We start from the raw sequence: 18489 nt of genomic DNA, 5'->3' as shown, positions 1-18489 counted from the left end.
TTAAGACACAGCCTCTTATCTAAATGAAAATTTATAGCTTTAATAAACGCGAAAACGCCCGAGGACAAGCCCGGGCGCTGTAATTTCGCAAGATTAATCGTGTTTTAGTCTTCCAGACGTTCCGCACGGTTAATCATGATATCGATTTCTTTTTTGACCAATCGTTCAATCAAGTAAGGCAAATTGCGATCAAGCCATTCTTTGAGCAAGGGACGCAACATTTCGCGGGTCAAGCCTTCCAGCGTAATATCGCGTGTCCCAACTGCAATATCGCGTTGATCCAAAATTGCTTTTGCCAGTTCTGACAAAACATCAGTCGATGCATCAGCCGTCGGTGGAGAAACAATCCGATTGGCAACATCGGATGCCAAAATGGGTTGTGGTTCAAAAACAGGTTCCGGTTCCGGCTCCGGTTCTTCTTCCTCAATCATCATATCAGATGTTAAATCCAGGATATCATCATCGATATCGATTTCTTCAATCTCTTCAATGATTGGTTCGGGGTCTTCCAATTCAATCACAGGCTCAAGTTCCGGTTCCGGCTCAGGCATTGGTTCTGGTTCCGGCTCGGGCATTGGCTCCGGTTCTGGTTCCGGCATTGGTTCCGGTTCGGGTTCCGGCTCAGGCATGGGCTCCGGTTCTGGTTCCGGCATGGGCTCCGGTTCGGGCTCAGGCATTGGTTCCGGTTCGGGTGTTGCTTCTTCAGTCGGAGCAGCCTCGGCACCTTCTTCATCATCCTCAGAAAGAATACGCCGGATAGAGGCTAGAATATCCTCCATCGACGGCTCAGCGCCGTCACCTGCTTCTGTATTTTCGTCACTCATCTCAACTTCACCCGATTATATTTGCGTATGTATTCATCAAAAAAGTTTCCAATGTAAATATTATACGCGTCCTCACCTTAATGAATTGTTATCGACTTATTCTTTTTCGTCAACATCGCCGACAGACGATGTGCCGATCCACGCATCGCGAACTTCATCATAATGGACTTTCGGGTCATAAATCCCGGTGTCCAGCCCTAATTTTTCAGCCGTTAATTCACCTACGGCCTGCTTTAATTCATAAACGGCAACCAGTTCATCACGTTGTGCCCGTACCAAACTTACTTTAGCATCCAACAATTCTTGTTCGGCATCAAGGACATCAAGAACGGTACGTGAACCGACAGCGGCCTCACGTTGCACCCCATCCAGTGCCACTTCAGCGGAGCGAATTTGTGCCAAGAAAGACTGGATACGCGCTCTTGCGGTAACGAGCCCTTCCCAACCTGTACGGCCACTTTCCACAGCACTGCGACGGGCTTCTTCCATATCCATGCGTTTTTCAGCGGCTGTTTGTTTAGCTTGACGAACCTGAGAATATACCGTCCCTTTCTGATAGAACGGTACTTTCAAGGACAGACCGATGCTTGCCGACTCGGTCCGGCTATTACGCGAAGATGATTCAAGTGCCGTATCCGTAGATGCGGTTAGGTTTAATTCCGGTAATAATTTCCCGGCCATTTCCTCGATATTCTCCATTGCAGCTTTTTCATCCGCAATAGCTGCCAGGAAAGTCGGGTTACTTTGCTGTGCCCGTTCGATCACTTCTTCAACTGTTGTTGGGATATCACTCGGCAAAGGAGAGGGAATCGGTTTACTCGGAATTTCACCAATTATTTTTTGATAAGTCGCCCGAGACGATTCGAGATCTCCTTCGGATTGGATGCGGTCAGCTGTTGCTTTCGCAAAACGGGCTTCAGCCTGACTGACATCCGTACGGGTGAGTTCCCCAACTTCAAAACGATCATTTGTTGCTTCAAACTGGCGACGTAAAACCTGTTCGTTATTACGATTGAGTTCAAGAACGGCTTCATCACGTACGATATTAGAATAGGCCAAAACCGCATCCATCAGAACTTCTTGTTCTTTTTCCAGCAAGCGGGCGCGTGCAGCATCCACTTTGGACTCGGCTTCCGCTGTGGCGGCTTCGGTCTGGAAACCACGGAATAAAGGCTGGGTTATAGAGAAAGAACTGGTCATCGGGGTGAGCGTTTGCTCCCGGTTTGAACCCGAACGCGAATTATTGTCACTACGTTCCTTGGCAACGGTTCCTGTCCAAGTTACTTCCGGGCGCCAATTGGCTAACGCCTGAGAAACACCCTCGTCTGTTGCGCGTACAGTTGCCCGTTCAGAATTTAGCGCAGGATTATTCATATAGGCTTTAACGAGGGCCTCTCTAAGAGTCTCGGCATTCGCTTGCGAACTAAAAGCCATCGCGCCCAAAGCAACGCCGATTAGAAAGTTTTTTCTCAGGTTCATTTTATTACCCATAACACTTACATAAGTTTCGCACAGTCTAACCATCTGCAACATGAAAGGCAAAGGATTCAGACACTTGTAAATTAATGTTTTTTAACAGAATTATCTAAACTAATTCTTTACAACCGATTACAAGGCTAAAAAAGTGAATTACCTCACATATAGATAAATCTTTTTTTCAAAAAAAATGCCTCGCGCGATTAGTGTCGAACAAGGCATTTAAAATATTATTTTCAAAGGCTTAAAAAGTAAAGGCTGCTTCTTTCTCAAAGCCTGGCAAAGTTGCTACGCCCGCTTCCATAATATCGTGTTTTGAAAAAATATCGCCATTGCGTGTATATACGCAGACATTGGACATTGTGGCTTTGCCTTGCTCAATAACCAGCAATCGCCCGCCATCAGCCAATTGATTTTTAATGGAATCCGGCAGATGGGAAACTGCGCCGTTGAAAAGAATCACATTGTAAGGGGCCTGCTTTTCAACACCCTCTTTCATGTCACCCGTAACCACCACGGCGTTATCAATCCCGATTTGGCTCAAGTTATTTGTGGCCGCTGTTGCAAGTTCTTCATCACTTTCGATAGCGACAACCATGCTGACAATCTTGGCCAGAACAGCCGTTGAGTAACCAGTATTACATCCAATATCGAGAACGATATCGTTTTCATCCAGTTCGGCAGTTTCCAACATTCTCGCGAGAACCATAGGTTCCAGAACGAAACGACCGTTACCAACCTCAAGCGCATCATCAATATAAGCGACACCTTTTTTGGATGTCGGCACAAACACCTCACGGGGAACCGCACCCATCGCATCCAAAACATAAGGGTCGGCGACCCGGTTGGTTTTTATCTGACCTTCAATCATATTCGAACGGGAAAGCGCATAATCCATAGTGGCACCGTAAAAAGTGTTAAATCAATAAACTCGTCGATGACGAACAGGATCACTTTAATTTTGAGCAACCTGCGCATCTCATGTGCCGTTTTATAATCCTCATTCGTCTCTATGACAATGGTGTAGAACGAATAAATCCCAGTTTTTTAGCCACAATTCATAAAAAATGAAAAAAAATGAAAAAAATGGATTGACCCCGAGAGGTCATCCGACTAATTTCCGCTCCGCCGATGGTTACAGCCAAACCGAAGTGATTGGATCTGGCGCGGTGGTAGAGTGGTTATGCAGCGGATTGCAAATCCGTGAACAGCGGTTCGAATCCGCTCCGCGCCTCCACATCTCCGATCCGCCTTAGTTCAGTTGGTAGAACGGTGGACTGTTAATCCATATGTCGCTGGTTCGAGCCCAGCAGGCGGAGCCAATTTTGGTTCTGGATGTAATCATCGGCTATAGCTCTGATCCGCCTTAGTTCAGTTGGTAGAACGGTGGACTGTTAATCCATATGTCGCTGGTTCGAGCCCAGCAGGCGGAGCCAATATTAAAAGCACTCTCAGCATTATGCGGGAGTGCTTTTTTATTACCCCCATGAATAGTGTTTTAGAGTCCTTTTGATCGGAAATCGGTACGTATATACACCTAGCGCAGCATTGACGCCCAAAAAAATAGGTAATAAACCACTTGTGATTGCGTTTTCTGCGAGACAAACGAATAATGTCTCGCTATAATACAACCCAACCCGAGTTGATAGAGGTTGCCACTTACTATCGTATGGGTATAGAGAACTACAAAACAGCCGAGTAACCAAAGGAAAATTAAATGGTAAAAACTGCTACAAAAGATATTTTGCCGGGCACACGCGGAAGCGATACCCCTCACCCGGTTGATGTACATGTGGGGCAACGTGTTAAGTTGCGTCGCACACTCATGGGGATGACACAAGGCAAACTGGGTGAAAGCATCGGTCTGACATTCCAGCAAATCCAAAAATATGAACGTGGCGCAAACCGCGTGAGTGCCAGCAAACTTTGGCAGCTTGGCAATGTATTGGATGTGCCTGTATCTTTCTTTTTTGAAGATATGCCCGATAGCGTTCGCGAATCATTCCCGGGTTATCAAGGTGAAACCGCAGAAAGCGATATTCCTGAAGAACACCTGACACTTCACCGTCGTCAGACTTTGGAATTGGTTCGCACATTCTCACGTCTTCAGGATCCAGTTATCCGCAAACGTGTTATTGATGTCGTGCGCGCCATTGCCGAAAGTGAAACCGTTAACGGTTAATCACAAAAAGAAGATTAAAGAACAAAGGAACGGTCAAAAAACCGTTCCTTTGCTTTTATTTATGCAACAAGTCTGTTGTTGCCATATTTGCCAATGACAAAAGATCGGAAACTTCGCTAAATCCAGATTTTTCAGCTTCTTTTTGAAGGTAACCGATGCATTTGACGAGTTCATCTGCTGAAATACGCTCAAACGGCGTGTAATTGCGATAATCATCAATATTTACAACTGTCATCTATCCGCTCCCCAGCTTCATAAATTTTAAGGGAAATTAGACAGTATTTTGATATAGAAATCATCCTGTAGAATCCTACAGGTTTTTTTATGGATAAATAATATGGTGTGCAATCGCCTTGACAGTCGCCTGAAAACGACCATTCACGCCTAACTTCGTACACGCATTTCCAATATGAAAAGTTACTGTGCGTTCAGCGACATTTAATATATTTGCGATTTCCCAGTTACTCTTGCCCCGCGCCGTCCACAACAGGCATTCTCGTTCCCGCGCGGTTAATTTAATCTCTTCGCTCTCCCCCACTGCTTCCGTAAATTTTTCAATAAACGCATCATGGCAATAATCGGCAATAAAACGAACGATGGGAACGCTATAATTCATCAAGTCGTTCCATTGCCCTTTATTTGCATTCGCACATACACTGACGAGGGCCAATTCATTGTTTGCTCGACGAATGGGAATTGTCATGCCCCGCTTTGAAATACCAAAATCCTGTGCACGTTGCATAAAGGCCTGTTCTGTCTTATTTTTTTTCAGGCTTTCCCAAATATAGGGCGTATGCGATTTTTGGGCTGCGCGTACAATCGGATCACAATTTATGCAATCTTCGGAAAAATAATAATCCAGCCATTCATTTTGGTAACTACATGCAACCAAGGGATCCCGCACTTTGACATTCGGAGAGTTGAAAATAGCATAGGTGAAATGGTCAAACCCCAGATGATCTTTTAGCGTCAAGAGAAAGTCGCTAAAATCCTGTAAGTTATCAATTTTGTCTAATTGAGTTACCGAATCTTGAATGGAAGTCGTCAGCATTTTTAAGTCCTATCTATACGCCGATTATTCCATTTAACATTGATAGAAGCAATTAAAAATTGTTCACCTTCCAATTTCAGATTGAAGGTTTTACGTGACATAGATCAATTTTCTATTTCATTTCGCCAAATTGTTAGTAAGATGTAATTTACCAATAAGGAGAATGACTATAAGAAGTTATTCAAGGCATTGAAAAAATTAGCTGAGCGTCGTTGAGAGGCAAAGTGGGTATAGAAGGCAAACCGATCACTGTCACGAAATGCGGTACCTGTGGGGGAGGAAAAGACGATTCCTCACTATGCGGGCTTGCCCGTTCTGGCCTTGAATCTGATCGTTTACAACGCACACATCGCAGTTATGATATCGGACAAAATATTTACCTCGAAGGGGATAATTGCGAAGGTGTCTATTGCCTGAAAGCCGGTTTGATTGCCATTCGTAAAACCGATGTAAACGGTAACTCTGCTGTCGTCCGACTGGTTCAACCGGGGGAAGCCTTTGGTCATCGGTCATTTCTGGCCAACGAGAGGCATGCCGGAACGGCAGAGGTTTTGGTGAAAAGCAAACTCTGTTTTATCCCGCGTGCCAGCCTTGAACACTTATTGTCTCAATCTCCCGATGTTGCCATTCGTTTCACCCGGCGGGTTGCGCGTGATTTACGTGAAATTGAAGAATTATATCTGCTGACGACCACACAACCTGTTCGCAAAAGACTTGCGCATTTGCTTCTCAGTCTTAAAACGCGTTATTCAAGTAACGAAAGCGAAGATGATGAAGTTGTCATTGAGCTTCCCTTATCGCGTCAGGAATTGGCCGCGGCCATTGGGACACGCCCGGAAACAATCGCCCGTACGATCAAGAAGCTGGAAGAAGACCAATTGGCTTTCTTTAAAGGTCGCCAAGTGACAATCCCAAGCCTAGATCTTCTTCAGGAAGATTTTGAAGCAGAAGCATAGCTTAGATTAAAGATAGCCATGCGCTTTACGCGCAGCACTGTCCCATCTTTGTAACTTGTTTTTACCCTGATTTTAGATACGCTCCGAACCACGAATATATATTTGTATAATGTTTGCTTTTTCAAATGGGGGAAAAGAGCAATGGGAATCCGTAATCTCGATAAAATGTTTGCCGCCAAATCAATTTGCGTTATTGGCGCAACGAACGAGGAAGGACAGTGCGGCAACGTTGTTATTCGAAATTTGATAACGGGCGGCTTTCAAGGCCCTATCATGCCGGTAAGTGCTGATTATAAAGCCATTGGCGGCATTTTAACCTATCGCGATATCCCTGCCCTGCCCGAAACACCTGACCTTGCCATCGTCTGTACGGAAGTTGCCGCACTTGAAGAGACAATGCAGGCACTTGGCGAGAAAGGCGTTAAAGCGGCTATTCTTGTAAGCCATCAAACCAGCTGTATTGATGAAGAAACACCGGCTTTCTTGGGTGAATTACACAAAAAATACGGCATGCGTATTTTGGGCCCTAACAGTATGGGCGCTGTTGTTCCGGGCAAAAACTTGAATGCAAGTACCCATCACCTTCCCATTAAAGGGGGGAAGATCGCCTATGTCTCCCAATCGTCAACAATGTCGAGCACGGTTCTGGATTGGGCCAACGCACATGGTGTTGGGTTCTCCCACTTTATTTCTATCGGGAAATGCACCGGACTCGATTTCGGCGATATTATCGACTATCTCGGCAGTGATCCTTTTACCCGTGCCATCCTGCTTTATATGGAATCCATTCAAGATCAACGAAATTTTATGTCAGCCGCCCGTTCAGCAGCGCGTAACAAGCCCATACTCGTTATGAAATCCGGTCGTCACGAGATTGTCAACCTGACAACGCAAACCCATTCAGGCGCAATGGCTGCCAGTGATTTGGTCTATGACGCGGCCTTTAAACGGGCCGGTATGTTACGGGTAAACAGCATTGCCGAACTTTTTGCAGGTGCGGAAACCCTGTCGGTGACAAAACCTTTTAAAGGTAACAAGCTTGCCATTGTTTCAAACGGTGTCGGGCTTAACCTCATTGCTGCAGATCATCTGCTGGAAAGTAATGGCAAACTAGCGATCCTATCAGAAGAAACCCATCAAAAACTGAATGATATCATCGGCAAATGCGATGTATTATCCAAAACCAACCATACCGGCATTCGTTGTCGTGCGCAGGATTTCCCACAGGTTTATGAAGTTCTGAAAAAAAGCAAAGAGGCCGATTGTATCTTATTTCTGTATTCGCCCAACATTCAGGAAAACAGCACAGAAAGTGCCCGTCAGTTAGTCGCAACGCATAAAAAACTGAAAGGTAATATTTTAACCTGTTGGGTTGGTGAAAAAACCGTTCAGGAAGCCCATCAAATTTTTGAAGAAAATGCCATTCCGGCTTATTCCTCTCCCCGCATGGCAATTACCGCCTTTATGCATATTGTAGAGTATCTGAAGAACCAGACCACATTGATGGAAATCCCCGAGCGTGTCCCCGCCGAGATTAAGCCTGCCCGTGCGGAAGTACGCCAAATCATAAATGAAGCCCTTGAAAACGGTGAAACATGGCTAAAAGAAACGGATACAAAAAAAATATTGCGGGCTTATGGCATAAATACAGTTGAATCCCGGCTTGCAAAAGACGCAACCGAAGCCCAAAAAGTCGCAGTCGAAATTGGTTTTCCCGTTGTTGTTAAAATCTTGTCCCCTGACATTGTTCATAAATCCGATGTGGGCGGGGTCGTTCTGTCCCTTGAAAACGAGCGCGCCGTTGAAGAGGCGGTCAAAGCTATTAGCAACCGCGTCCATAAGTTTGATAAAAAGGCGCAAATTACGGGCTTTATCATTCAAAAAATGGTTCATCAGCCCCGTTGCCACGAGTTAATAGCCGGCATGGCACACCACCCTATATTCGGCCCTGTTCTTCTTTGCGGTGAAGGCGGAACGGCAACCGAAATTATTGCTGATCGTGCCATTGCTTTACCGCCCTTAAATATGAGACTGGCTGACGATCTCATTTCCAGAACAAAAATCAATAAATTGCTGAAGGGGTACCGCGACACGCCGCCGATTAATCGTAATGCCTTATGTCAGGCCTTGATTGAACTTTCTGAAATTTGCATTGATTTTCCGGAAATTCAGGAATTTGACGTGAACCCGATTTTTGCATCCAAGGATGGGGCGTTGGCGGTTGATTCCCGAATGCGTATTAAAAAGATAACCCATAAACATCCAAACCGTCGACTGGCTATTCGATCCTATCCTGCATCCTTGGAAGAAGAGTTTACGCTTCGTAATGGACGTAAAGTCTTGATCCGCCCGATTAAGCCGGAGGACGAACCCGCCCATAACGAATTTATGACCCATGTGTCACCAGAAGATATCCGTTTCCGCTTCTTTGGTTCTGTTCGTGAATTACCGCATACGGAAATGGCGCGTCTGACCCAAATTGACTACGACCGGGAAATGGCTTTTATTGCACAAGCCCCGAACGAGGAAGACGGTCATATGGAAACGCTTGGCGTTGTACGAACTGGGACCGATCCGAACAACGAAGATGCCGAATATGCCATTTTGGTTCGTTCCGACCTTAAAGGTCAGAAACTGGGATGGAAGCTACTCAATAAAATGATCGATTATTGCCGTTCTCGTGGTACGACTTACTTTACCGGTCAAATTTTACGTGAAAACAGAACCATGCTTGAAATGGTAAAAGCAATGGGATTTGAAGCAAAAACAATCATTGAAGAAGACATCGTAGAAGTAAAACTTAAACTATAAACCCGTTTTAAAATATGAAACTATATCCTATTACACTGATAAGGTTTGACGGATTGAATGTATCGCACTAAAATCCGCAGTTAATTATACTTATTGGCTGGAGGGAAGTCCTGTGAGGACCCATTATTTCTTAGGGACGTGTTTAGGGGCATTGCTCTGTATTGTAAACACAACGACATCGCATGCGGCAAGTTTGGAAACTGAGCTCAGCAATATGCTGGTCGAACATCCGCAATTGAAAGCAGCCACAAAAACCACCAAGGGTGCTGAAAAACAAATAGAGGTTCAAGAGTCTGCGAACCTGCCCACAGTCGCCTTCACCGGTGATTACGGGTACGAGTGGATCACCAACCCGACAGAACGGGCCAATTCGGATGGAAAGAATGATTCCTCTCTTATGCGATCTGTCGCTGGCGTAAAAGTGACCCAAAATCTGTTTGACGGTTTCGCAACGGACTCAGCCATTCGCAGCGCAACCCTGACGAAGGAAGAGACAGAAAAAGGCGAAGAATCAACACGTCAAAACCTTCTGATCGAAGGTATTACTGTTTATCTAGAAGTCCTTAAACAAGCCCGCCGCATCGAATATGCGCGCGAGAATGAAGCAAACATCAAAACCCAGATGGAACTGGAAGATGAACGCGTCAGACGTGGTTCCGGTATCGGCATTGATGTTTTAAATGCCAAATCTCGCCTACAAACAGCGAAAGATACGCGCGTGGGCTATGAAGGTGATCTTGCACGTGCAGCAGACCAGTTTATGCAAGTCTTCGGTCATGCCCCGGACATTGCCGCCATGTTGGACCCCAATCCACCGCTGAATTTATTGCCGACAAGTCTGGATGAAGCCGTTCAACTGGCATTAAAAGAGAACCCAAATTTGCAAAAAGCTGATTTAACATCTGAAATTGCAAATGAAAATAAACGCGGTATTTATGCGGAATATATGCCCAGCGTCAACCTTGTAGGATCGATGAATTTTGAAGAAAATAAAAACGCCACCATCGGTGTTCGCCGCGATTATTCCGTTCTCGTTGAAGCAAACTGGGATCTGTTCAGTGGTTTTTCAACTGAATATGCGATGAAGAAAGCAACATTCGATTACGCTGCCAGCAAAAGCACCTACGATTATACATCACGTAAAACCATCGAAGCTGCCAGACAGGCATGGCATACGCTGGAAACTAATCAGGAGCGCCTTGCGCTTAAAGAAAATGATGTCATCTTAAAGGAAGAAATTTTTCTGGATACACGTAAGCAGCGCGAAAATGGTGCCGAAGGTGTGGATGTTTTAAATGTTTTGGACCGTGAAAAAGAAGTTTACGAAACCAAAATTAAATATGCCGAACTCTTTTATGATCATCGTCTTTCAATATACACAGTCCTTTATACCACGGGTCAACTCACACCCGATGTTTTAGGGCTTGGGTCCTAAGGAACTTATTAAAAAAACCGCCTGATCAAAGGCGGTTTTTTTTTTATGCTTGTACGGTATTTACTCGTTTTGTCGCACGGTGGATAAGAAATCAACAACCTCCGTCTTCAGAAGGTTTGACAAGGAAAGCATCTCATTGGATGCGCTCAATAAACTGTTTGCTTCTTCGCGCAGGGCATTGGACGCCTCAGAAACAGCCGTAACATTACTGGAAACTTCCTGTGTCCCAGATGCAGCACGTTGAACGCTATCGGATATTTCCTGTGTCGCAGCCCCTTGTTGTTCAACCGCGGCTGCGATTGCACTCGCATATTCGCTAATTTGGGCCATGATTTGACTGATCCCCGTAATCGCATTAACAGAGTTTGTACTGCTTGTTTGAATGCCGCCGACTTGGGATTGTATGTCACCTGTCGCGCGGTCTGTTTGCGTCGCGAGGTTTTTAACTTCGCTGGCCACAACTGCAAACCCTTTTCCGGCTTCCCCTGCCCGCGCGGCTTCAATCGTTGCATTAAGGGCCAATAAATTCGTTTGTCCTGCGATATCTTGAATAAGGCTGACAACTTCGCCAATTTTATCGGCGGCCCCGGCAAGTTCGGTAATGGTAGAGTTTGTATTTTCCACATCTTCAACGGCTTGACGGGCAATTTCAATAGACTGGGTCACCTGTCCGCCAATTTCACGGATAGCCGCGGAAAGTTGCTCCGTAGCTGCCGCAACAGTTTGCACACTTTGTGTTGTTTCTTCTGCTGCATTGGTCACAACGTTGGCTCTTTGACTGGACTCTTCTGCACTTTCCTGAACGCGACGGGCAACATCTTGTGTTTGTTCTGATGATCTTGCGACATTTTCAACAATTGAAAGAACCTTACTTTCGAAAGAGTCTGCCATGTCATTTAAGGTTTTGCGTCGCTCTTCTGCCATTCTGGCACTGGCTTGTTCATTTTCGCGTGATAACTCTTCCATCTTTATGGCATTTTCCTTGAAGACTCCCAATGCCTCCGACATTTCACTTAATTCGTCTTTAAACGAACTTTGGGGAATGGATACATCAAGGTTACGATTGGCAAGCTCACTCATCGCCCCTGCCATCTTCAAAACAGGACGAGAAACCCATATTCTAACCAAAATACCCATCAGGCCGATAATCGCACCGACAGCAATCAATGTCATAACAATCGCGGTTTTACGAAATGAAGCCAATGCAGCAAAGGCTTTGTCGCGATCAATCGCAAAACCAAGATACCAGTTGACAGTTGGCAAGCCTTTTACTTTTTTAAATAAATAAAGCTCTTTATGGTCACTATCCAAAATGTGATCATTTCCTTCCTGAATCTTGGGTGTATGTTCAGGAAAGACTTCCGTCATGGGCTTTAAGGTATTTTTCACATCCGGATGAATTAGGACAGTCCCTTTATCATTGGCAAGAAAGGCATAACCAATACCGCCAAGATCGACACTGCGAATTAAATCCCCCAAGTCGGTAATGTCAATGTCACCACCTACAACACCTAAGGTCTTACCGTCCTTTTCAATGGGATATGCCGTCGTTACAATCAGGTTGCCGGACGTGGCATCAACATAAGGTTCCGTCAGGGTGGCATTTTTTGCGGCAACAGCATCCTTATACCACGGACGTTGACGTGGGTCGTACCCTTCGGGTAACTCATCCGGCGGGGCCATTGTCATCACCCCTTGTGCATCCCCGAAATAGGCATATTTGAATGTGCGCGCCATGACGGGACGATTGGCCAAGCTCATTACTTGATCAACACTGTCCCCCTCATTAATGACTTGTCCAAAATTTTCAATAAGACGCCGTCGGATATCAATCCAATTTGAAATGGTATTGGTTGCAAGTTCCGATGTTTCTGCCAAATCGGATGTCAAAGTACTACGGATGGCCTGACGTTGATTAAAATCGAAATAAAGAATAAATGCCGTAAAGGTCACAACAACAATCAACGCTGCGACCGTCAACAATCGGCTGCCAATATTCACAAACATAACATACCCTCACACATTGTTTTTTAGGGTAGTAAATTGATCCGCAAATAGTTTATTTATGTCTTCAGTCATCTACCCCTAATTTAAAATATGTAGGGAAGGAAAAACCATATTCAATATGAGTGTATTAAATAAAAAAAGCTCTGGTAAATTACAGAGCTTTTTTTTACTTATTTTGTTGTTGCAACAAAGACACCATCCCAGTCCGGGCCTGGTGGTTCGGCTTCATAAGCGATCATACGTTCTTGGTAAAGATCATAAAGGCCGTGATGCTCCATACCCAATTTATCAATCATTTCATTTGCTGTTTTAATATCCTGGCGTACTTTTTCCCAATTTTGCTGGCGATAATCTTTTAACAAAGTTGCATGATGTTTGGCATATTCAATAAATTCAGGTTTCTGTGCAACTTGATCATCACCTAGAACGGAATAAATACGAACAGCCTCGGTCTTGCCTTTTACTTTAATCAAATCCAGCTCAATACAGGCCAAGTCCGGCACATTCACATAAGTGTTTTCACCAATAACAATTGTCACACCATATGTTTTGGATTGCCCCTCAAGACGCGAGGCCAGATTTACGCTATCGCCTAGAACGGAATAATCAAAACGTTGGTCAGACCCCATATTTCCCACACAACAGGTTCCGGTATTCAAACCAATACCGATTTTCAAGGGGATATGGGGGCGCCCTTCTTCTTCGGCTTCTTTTTCCAATCGTTCATTAACCACGACAAGGGAGTCAATCATTTCAAGGGCGGAGAGACACCCATTGCGTTGATGGTTCGGATCATCCAACGGCGCATTCCAGAACGCCATGATACAATCGCCCATATATTTATCGATCGTTCCCTGTCTTTGTAAAATCACGTTTGTCAAAGGTGTTAGGAACTTATTGATCAATTTGGTGAGACCTTCGGCATCAAACAATTCTGAAATAGAGGTAAATCCACGAACGTCGCAGAACAACAACGTCATTTCGCGGTTTTCGCCCCCCAATTTCAATTGACCGGGGTCTTCCGCCAAACGTTCCACCAAGGCCGGTGACATATAATGTGAAAAAGCCGAACGCACTTGTTTTTTCTGCGCTTCCTCTGCCGCGTATCCCATATAGGTCAATTGTATGTAAATACCGAGTGTTGAAATCATTGCAAAGCCGGCATCAAACAACATTTTTTTCTCGCTAAACAGATACCACGATGAAGCACCCGAACCGCCGGCAATAACGAGAAAAAGGATCAATGTCCATTTCGCCCCGATCATCGGAACGAGAATAATCATAACCAATCCGGCAAACAACGTCAGAAGGAACTCGGCACCGTCCATATTGGGTGGACGGCTGAGAAAAGCATTGTCAAACACAGCCTCAATAACGTTTGCGTGAACCTCCACCCCGGGTAAGGTTTCTTCAACCGGTGTGGAACGAATATCAAGCAAACCAACGGCTGATGTCCCAACAATTACGAGCTTACCGCGCACCATAGCTGGATCAACAACACCGCTTAAGACATCGCGTGCCGAAACATATTTTGCCTTATCGCGTTTGGAAAAGTGAGGCCAGACCCGCCCTTTTTTATCGGTTGGCAGAATTAAACCTTTTGCAATAGCGACTTTTTCGACACCCAGTTCGTTGGAGGTTACGAGAATTGTACGTCTGCCCGTTGCAACACGCAGCATCTCTACTGCCAAGCCTGTATAAATTTCATTATCATATTGAAAAAGCGTCGGAACACGTCGAACAACCCCATCCGGTTCCGGGAATAACGAAAAGAAACCGTGGCCGGCTGCAACTTCTTCAATTTCAGGAATATTGCGCACTAGCGAAGGCAGTGAAGGTACAAATACGTGCGGTTTTTCCCCGCGAAAAGCGATTGATTTTTTAACAGGCGGACGATGAACTTGATCTTCGATTTCACGATCAAACCCTGCTTGTCCTAAAACAACGCGTGTTTGTTTAATAATATTGGCAAAATAGGCATCGTTACTGGGCAATTGGCGAATGGTTTCTTCAATCGACGGATCCAGTCCACTTACGTTATCTGCGATCATATTAGGCGAGAGACGATCCGGTTCTGGGAATGCCATATCGAAGGCGACAACCCCCGCCCCCATCCGAAACAAATTGGCCACCATATCTGCAATGATTGTGCGCGGCCACGGCCATTGCCCGACTGTCGCAAGGCTTTCTTCGTCCAAGTCCACGATGGTCACAGGGCGGGTTTTAACTTCACGCGGTTGAGCACGTTGATACATGTCAAAGATTTTGACCCGCAAAAAATCGACCGGATAAGGATTAGTGACCTGAACGCCCAGTAAACCAAGGAGAAGCAGAAAACCGACCATCCGCGCCATCGAGAAAAACTTACGTATTCTGCCCGGTTTCTTTTGTTGTTTAGACACACCTTCAGCCACGTGACAATCCCCTCGTATTTGTGCCAACTTATAGGTATGACACCAGCTAAGCCATCGCAGGTCAAGAAATCATGGCATTTATTTGAAATAATGCTACAAAAAACAGATATATACAGTCGTTTTTCAGATAAAATTAAGGTACTTTCACGTTTATAAATCAATAGGGCAAATGGAATCGCAAATGCTGCCACAGAGTTTCAACTGGCTAAAACCCATCGTAAAACCGCTACTAAAGACCTTTCGCGAAGTCATGGGCATGTCATTTTTTATCAACATGTTAGCCTTGGCAGTCCCGGTTTTCGTCTTACAGGTCTATGATCGCGTGGTTTTCAACGGAGGCATTGAAACGTTAAAAGGGCTCCTTATCGGTATTGTCCTTGTTCTGGTCTTTGATTATTCGTTGCGCCAAGCCCGATCCAAAGTCATGCAGCGCGTTGCCCTGAAAATTGATGTGGAAGTGGGGCGAAAGTTGTTTAAACAATTTACACAAGTCCCCCTTCATACATTGGAAAGTAAACCAGCGGCCTATTGGCAAACCATGTTTCGTGATGTGGATACCGTTCGTAATACACTCAGCGGCGGCACGGCAATTCTGCTGGTTGATCTGCCCTTTGTATTTCTCTTCCTTGGTCTTATCCTTGTTCTTGCCTTACCGATTGCGTGGGTTTTTCTCATTATTTTACCTTTATTCTTGCTGGTTGCCTGGCGTTCCGGAAAAGTGATCAGCAATGCCAGTCAGGAAGAAAAAAAGACCGCCCTTAGCCGGGATGATCTGATTGCCGGTGTGATTGCCGGACGAACGACAATCAAAGCCTTGGCAATGGACAAAACATTGGAAAAGACGTGGGAAGATCGCCATGCCGACAATATTGAAAATTCGATTATTCGAGGCGGTAAAGCTGACGCATACACAAATCTGGGTATGACGCTAACATTAATGACAACCATCTCACTGACCACAGTCGGTGCTATTGCCATCATTAATCAGGAACTGACAATGGGTGCCCTTATCGCAACCAATATGTTATCTGGGCGTTTGCTGGGGCCGATGAACCAATTGGTCGGTTCATGGCGAACCTTTGGCGGTTTTAAGCAATCAGTCGAACGCTTAGGCGCACTCTTTGAACTCCCCGTCGAACGTCAGGAAAGTTCCGTTGAAATGGGACGTCCAGAAGGCTTAATCAGCTTAGATAAAGTTTCATTTGCTTATGGGCAAGACCAGGCCCCTGTCGTGAGCGAGGTCAGCTTTACACTTAAACCCGGTGGTTTAACAGCACTTGTCGGTCGAAACGGCAGTGGCAAAACCACCTTGGTCAAATTAATACAGGGTCTTTACATCCCACAAAGTGGGCGGGTGCTTCTGGATAAAGCAGATATTAAACAATTTACACGCAGCCAACTGGCAAGCTGGATTGGTTATGTCCCGCAAGAATGTGCGCTTTTACATGGCAGTGTGCGTGATAACCTTGCTTTTTCCCGCCCCGAAGCCAGTGATGACGAAATTATTGATGCCTGTAAGGCAACGGGTGTTCACGACACTATTATTGATTTACCCGATGGTTATGCCAGTGATATCGGCGAAGCGGGACGACGTCTTTCAGGTGGTCAACGTCAACGCCTGACCATCTCACGTGCACTTCTTGGTGATCCCCCCGTGCTTTTGCTTGATGAGCCATCGGGCAGTCTGGACCGTCAGGCCGAAGAAGAATTGCGCGACCTTCTCGTCAAGCTTGCCAAAGATCATACAATCATTCTCGTCACGCACAGCCCAATCCTGTTGGGGGCATGTGCAAACATGATCGTGATGGATCAGGGCCGAATTGCCCTTGCCGGGGCAACCAAAGATGTTTTACCCAAACTTGCACAAAACACACAGCAAAAAAGAAACACGCCCAATGCGGCACAACCGCCTATCCCCCGATCCAATCCTTCCTCTACTCCCGTAGCTACCGATAAAAAGGGAGAACCGCAACCATGACACGTCTTGATCAATTGGTGAAAGAAAACCCGGTCCAAACGTTTAAGCCCGTTGCTTATGGCATCATGTTTGCCCTTGTTGTATTCATTTCATGGGCTGTGTTTACCGAGTTAGAAGAAGTTTCCGTTGCCATCGGCGAAGTTGTCCCCCAAGGAAAAGTCAAAGTCGTTCAACACCTTGAAGGTGGGATCATTACGGATATCTACGTTCAGGAAGGTGATCTTGTCAGAACGGGAAGTGAATTGGTCCAGCTTGATCTCGGTACGGGCGGGGTCAATAAAGAAGAACTGGAAGTCCGCCTTGATGGATTATTGTTAAACCGTGCCCGCCTTCTTGCCGAAGCTAATGGGACCGATGTCGAATTTCCACAAGATATTGTCGTAGCCCGCCCCCAAATGGCCGCTGCGGCTAAGCAGTCTTATCAAGCGCGCTTACGGGATTTAAACTCCCGCTTAAACGTGCTCAATGACAAATTACGCCAAAAAGAATTAACCGTAGATGAGCTGGAAGACAAACTTGAAAGTGCCAAACGTAACCTCAGGCTTGCCCGACAACGTTTTGCCATGTCTACAGATTTGTTGAAAGACAAGCTAACGTCCAAAATGGATCATCTGAAACTGGAAGCCGAGGCACAAAAACTCGAAGGTGAGAGAAGCAGCTTATTAAACTCAATCCCCAAAGCAAAAGCCGCGATTAAAGAAGCACAGAGCACTATAAACGAAGAAAAAACAGCTTTTCAACGTGAAGCGATTGAAGAATTGGGGACCGTGGAGCAAAACATTGCACAAACACGCGAATTATTGAGCAAAGCAACAGACCAAGGATTGCGCGCCCTGATTAAAAGCCCGATTGATGGCGTGGTTAAAAATATGACATACAACACCATCGGTGGGGTGGTCACTGGCGGCGAACCTATTATGGAAATTGTTCCTGTCGGTGAAAATTTGGTTATTGAGGCCCGTTTGAAACCCATTGACCGTGGTTACGTAGAAGAAAATCAGGATGCGGTCGTAAAAATCAATACCTATGATTTTATTCGATATGGCAGTCTTGATGGTAAAGTTATTCATGTTGCCCCGGACTCAACAACATCACCCGAAGGTGAAACGTATTTTCGCGTTATCGTCCAAACAGAGAAAACCTACTTGGGTGAAAAGGAAGGCTTGTATGAAATTACACCGGGTATGGAAGCCACGGTTGATATTCATACCGGGACAAAATCCGTTATCGAATATATGGTTAAACCCGTCCTGAAAATGAAACATGAGGCGTTTCGAGAAAGATAAATAACAATTTGTTATGATTCTATTAGGATTTTTACGCCAAAATGAGGTTTAATAGCTTATTCTATGAAT

Annotated in this window: 13 protein-coding genes and 3 tRNA genes; 9 read left to right on the top strand and 7 right to left on the bottom strand. The window is 45.3% G+C overall.

Annotated features, from left to right (window positions below):
• Nucleotides 1–104: 104 nt before the first annotated feature.
• The 3 genes from ACN0VA_RS10280 to ACN0VA_RS10270 form a co-directional block, all read right to left on the bottom strand.
• Complete coding sequence (locus ACN0VA_RS10280; RefSeq protein ID WP_417821061.1) at nt 105–824, bottom strand: DUF2497 domain-containing protein; 720 nt, start codon at nt 822–824, stop codon at nt 105–107.
• A 96-nt stretch (nt 825–920) separates the two neighbouring features.
• Entirely contained in the window at nt 921–2303 is a 1383-nt protein-coding gene (locus ACN0VA_RS10275) for a TolC family outer membrane protein (protein ID WP_417821060.1), read from the bottom strand.
• 241 nt (nt 2304–2544) lie between these two features.
• Nucleotides 2545–3198, bottom strand: a complete 654-nt coding sequence (locus ACN0VA_RS10270; RefSeq protein ID WP_417821059.1) for a protein-L-isoaspartate O-methyltransferase family protein — start codon at nt 3196–3198, stop codon at nt 2545–2547.
• Between the two features lie 265 nt (nt 3199–3463).
• On the opposite strand from ACN0VA_RS10270, the gene ACN0VA_RS10265 reads away from it, so the two are divergent.
• The 4 genes from ACN0VA_RS10265 to ACN0VA_RS10250 all read left to right on the top strand — a co-directional run bounded on the left by ACN0VA_RS10265 (nt 3464) and on the right by ACN0VA_RS10250 (nt 4482).
• Nucleotides 3464–3537: transfer RNA gene (locus tag ACN0VA_RS10265), tRNA-Cys, on the top strand.
• 9 nt (nt 3538–3546) lie between these two features.
• Nucleotides 3547–3622: transfer RNA gene (locus ACN0VA_RS10260), tRNA-Asn, on the top strand.
• A 38-nt stretch (nt 3623–3660) separates the two neighbouring features.
• Nucleotides 3661–3736, top strand: a tRNA-Asn gene (locus ACN0VA_RS10255).
• Between the two features lie 281 nt (nt 3737–4017).
• Nucleotides 4018–4482, top strand: coding sequence for a helix-turn-helix domain-containing protein (locus ACN0VA_RS10250; RefSeq protein ID WP_417821058.1), 465 nt, complete (start codon nt 4018–4020; stop codon nt 4480–4482).
• Nucleotides 4483–4537: 55 nt separating this feature from the next.
• On the opposite strand, the gene ACN0VA_RS10245 is transcribed toward ACN0VA_RS10250, so the two are convergent.
• On the bottom strand, nt 4538–4717 hold the full coding sequence (locus ACN0VA_RS10245; RefSeq protein WP_417821057.1) for a hypothetical protein: 180 nt from the start codon (nt 4715–4717) through the stop codon (nt 4538–4540).
• An 87-nt stretch (nt 4718–4804) separates the two neighbouring features.
• The gene (locus ACN0VA_RS10240; RefSeq protein ID WP_417821056.1) at nt 4805–5533 is read right to left on the bottom strand and encodes a LuxR family transcriptional regulator; all 729 of its coding nucleotides are present in this window, start codon (nt 5531–5533) and stop codon (nt 4805–4807) included.
• 224 nt (nt 5534–5757) lie between these two features.
• Between ACN0VA_RS10240 and ACN0VA_RS10235 the strand changes: the two genes are divergently transcribed.
• The 3 genes from ACN0VA_RS10235 to ACN0VA_RS10225 all read left to right on the top strand — a co-directional run bounded on the left by ACN0VA_RS10235 (nt 5758) and on the right by ACN0VA_RS10225 (nt 10735).
• Nucleotides 5758–6489, top strand: coding sequence for a Crp/Fnr family transcriptional regulator (locus ACN0VA_RS10235; protein WP_188659821.1), 732 nt, complete (start codon nt 5758–5760; stop codon nt 6487–6489).
• A 141-nt stretch (nt 6490–6630) separates the two neighbouring features.
• Complete coding sequence (locus tag ACN0VA_RS10230) at nt 6631–9300, top strand: GNAT family N-acetyltransferase (protein ID WP_417821055.1); 2670 nt, start codon at nt 6631–6633, stop codon at nt 9298–9300.
• Nucleotides 9301–9412: 112 nt separating this feature from the next.
• Nucleotides 9413–10735, top strand: coding sequence for a TolC family protein (locus ACN0VA_RS10225; RefSeq protein WP_417821054.1), 1323 nt, complete (start codon nt 9413–9415; stop codon nt 10733–10735).
• A gap of 60 nt (nt 10736–10795) precedes the next feature.
• On the opposite strand, the gene ACN0VA_RS10220 is transcribed toward ACN0VA_RS10225, so the two are convergent.
• Complete coding sequence (locus ACN0VA_RS10220) at nt 10796–12742, bottom strand: methyl-accepting chemotaxis protein (protein WP_417821053.1); 1947 nt, start codon at nt 12740–12742, stop codon at nt 10796–10798.
• Between the two features lie 170 nt (nt 12743–12912).
• On the bottom strand, nt 12913–15156 hold the full coding sequence (locus tag ACN0VA_RS10215; RefSeq protein WP_417821052.1) for a CHASE2 domain-containing protein: 2244 nt from the start codon (nt 15154–15156) through the stop codon (nt 12913–12915).
• A 181-nt stretch (nt 15157–15337) separates the two neighbouring features.
• Between ACN0VA_RS10215 and ACN0VA_RS10210 the strand changes: the two genes are divergently transcribed.
• Together ACN0VA_RS10210 and ACN0VA_RS10205 are read left to right on the top strand one after the other, a co-directional pair.
• Entirely contained in the window at nt 15338–17134 is a 1797-nt protein-coding gene (locus ACN0VA_RS10210) for a peptidase domain-containing ABC transporter (RefSeq protein WP_417821051.1), read from the top strand.
• A complete protein-coding gene (locus ACN0VA_RS10205) occupies nt 17131–18420 on the top strand; it encodes an HlyD family type I secretion periplasmic adaptor subunit (RefSeq protein WP_417821050.1) in 1290 nt (429 codons plus the stop codon). The genes ACN0VA_RS10210 and ACN0VA_RS10205 overlap by 4 nt, the downstream gene beginning before the upstream one ends.
• The last annotated feature ends 69 nt before the right edge of the window (nt 18421–18489 follow it).

The organism is Terasakiella sp. (assembly GCF_048267425.1).
Taxonomy (GTDB): Bacteria; Pseudomonadota; Alphaproteobacteria; order Rhodospirillales; family Terasakiellaceae; genus Terasakiella.
The sequence above is the reverse complement of the archived record's forward strand: the minus strand, read 5'-3'. Positions and strand labels throughout refer to the sequence as shown.

Bases quoted from the DNA above. Each gene is read 5' to 3' on its own strand.
- ACN0VA_RS10245 (WP_417821057.1), bottom strand. From the start codon at position 4,717: ATGACAGTTGTAAATATTGATGATTATCGCAATTACACGCCGTTTGAG.
- ACN0VA_RS10220 (WP_417821053.1), bottom strand. From the start codon at position 12,742: ATGTTTGTGAATATTGGCAGCCGATTGTTGACGGTCGCAGCGTTGATT.
- ACN0VA_RS10275 (WP_417821060.1), bottom strand. From the start codon at position 2,303: ATGAACCTGAGAAAAAACTTTCTAATCGGCGTTGCTTTGGGCGCGATG.
- ACN0VA_RS10240 (WP_417821056.1), bottom strand. From the start codon at position 5,533: ATGCTGACGACTTCCATTCAAGATTCGGTAACTCAATTAGACAAAATT.
- ACN0VA_RS10280 (WP_417821061.1), bottom strand. From the start codon at position 824: ATGAGTGACGAAAATACAGAAGCAGGTGACGGCGCTGAGCCGTCGATG.
- ACN0VA_RS10270 (WP_417821059.1), bottom strand. From the start codon at position 3,198: ATGGATTATGCGCTTTCCCGTTCGAATATGATTGAAGGTCAGATAAAA.
- ACN0VA_RS10230 (WP_417821055.1), top strand. From the start codon at position 6,631: ATGGGAATCCGTAATCTCGATAAAATGTTTGCCGCCAAATCAATTTGC.
- ACN0VA_RS10205 (WP_417821050.1), top strand. From the start codon at position 17,131: ATGACACGTCTTGATCAATTGGTGAAAGAAAACCCGGTCCAAACGTTT.
- ACN0VA_RS10250 (WP_417821058.1), top strand. From the start codon at position 4,018: ATGGTAAAAACTGCTACAAAAGATATTTTGCCGGGCACACGCGGAAGC.
- ACN0VA_RS10210 (WP_417821051.1), top strand. From the start codon at position 15,338: ATGCTGCCACAGAGTTTCAACTGGCTAAAACCCATCGTAAAACCGCTA.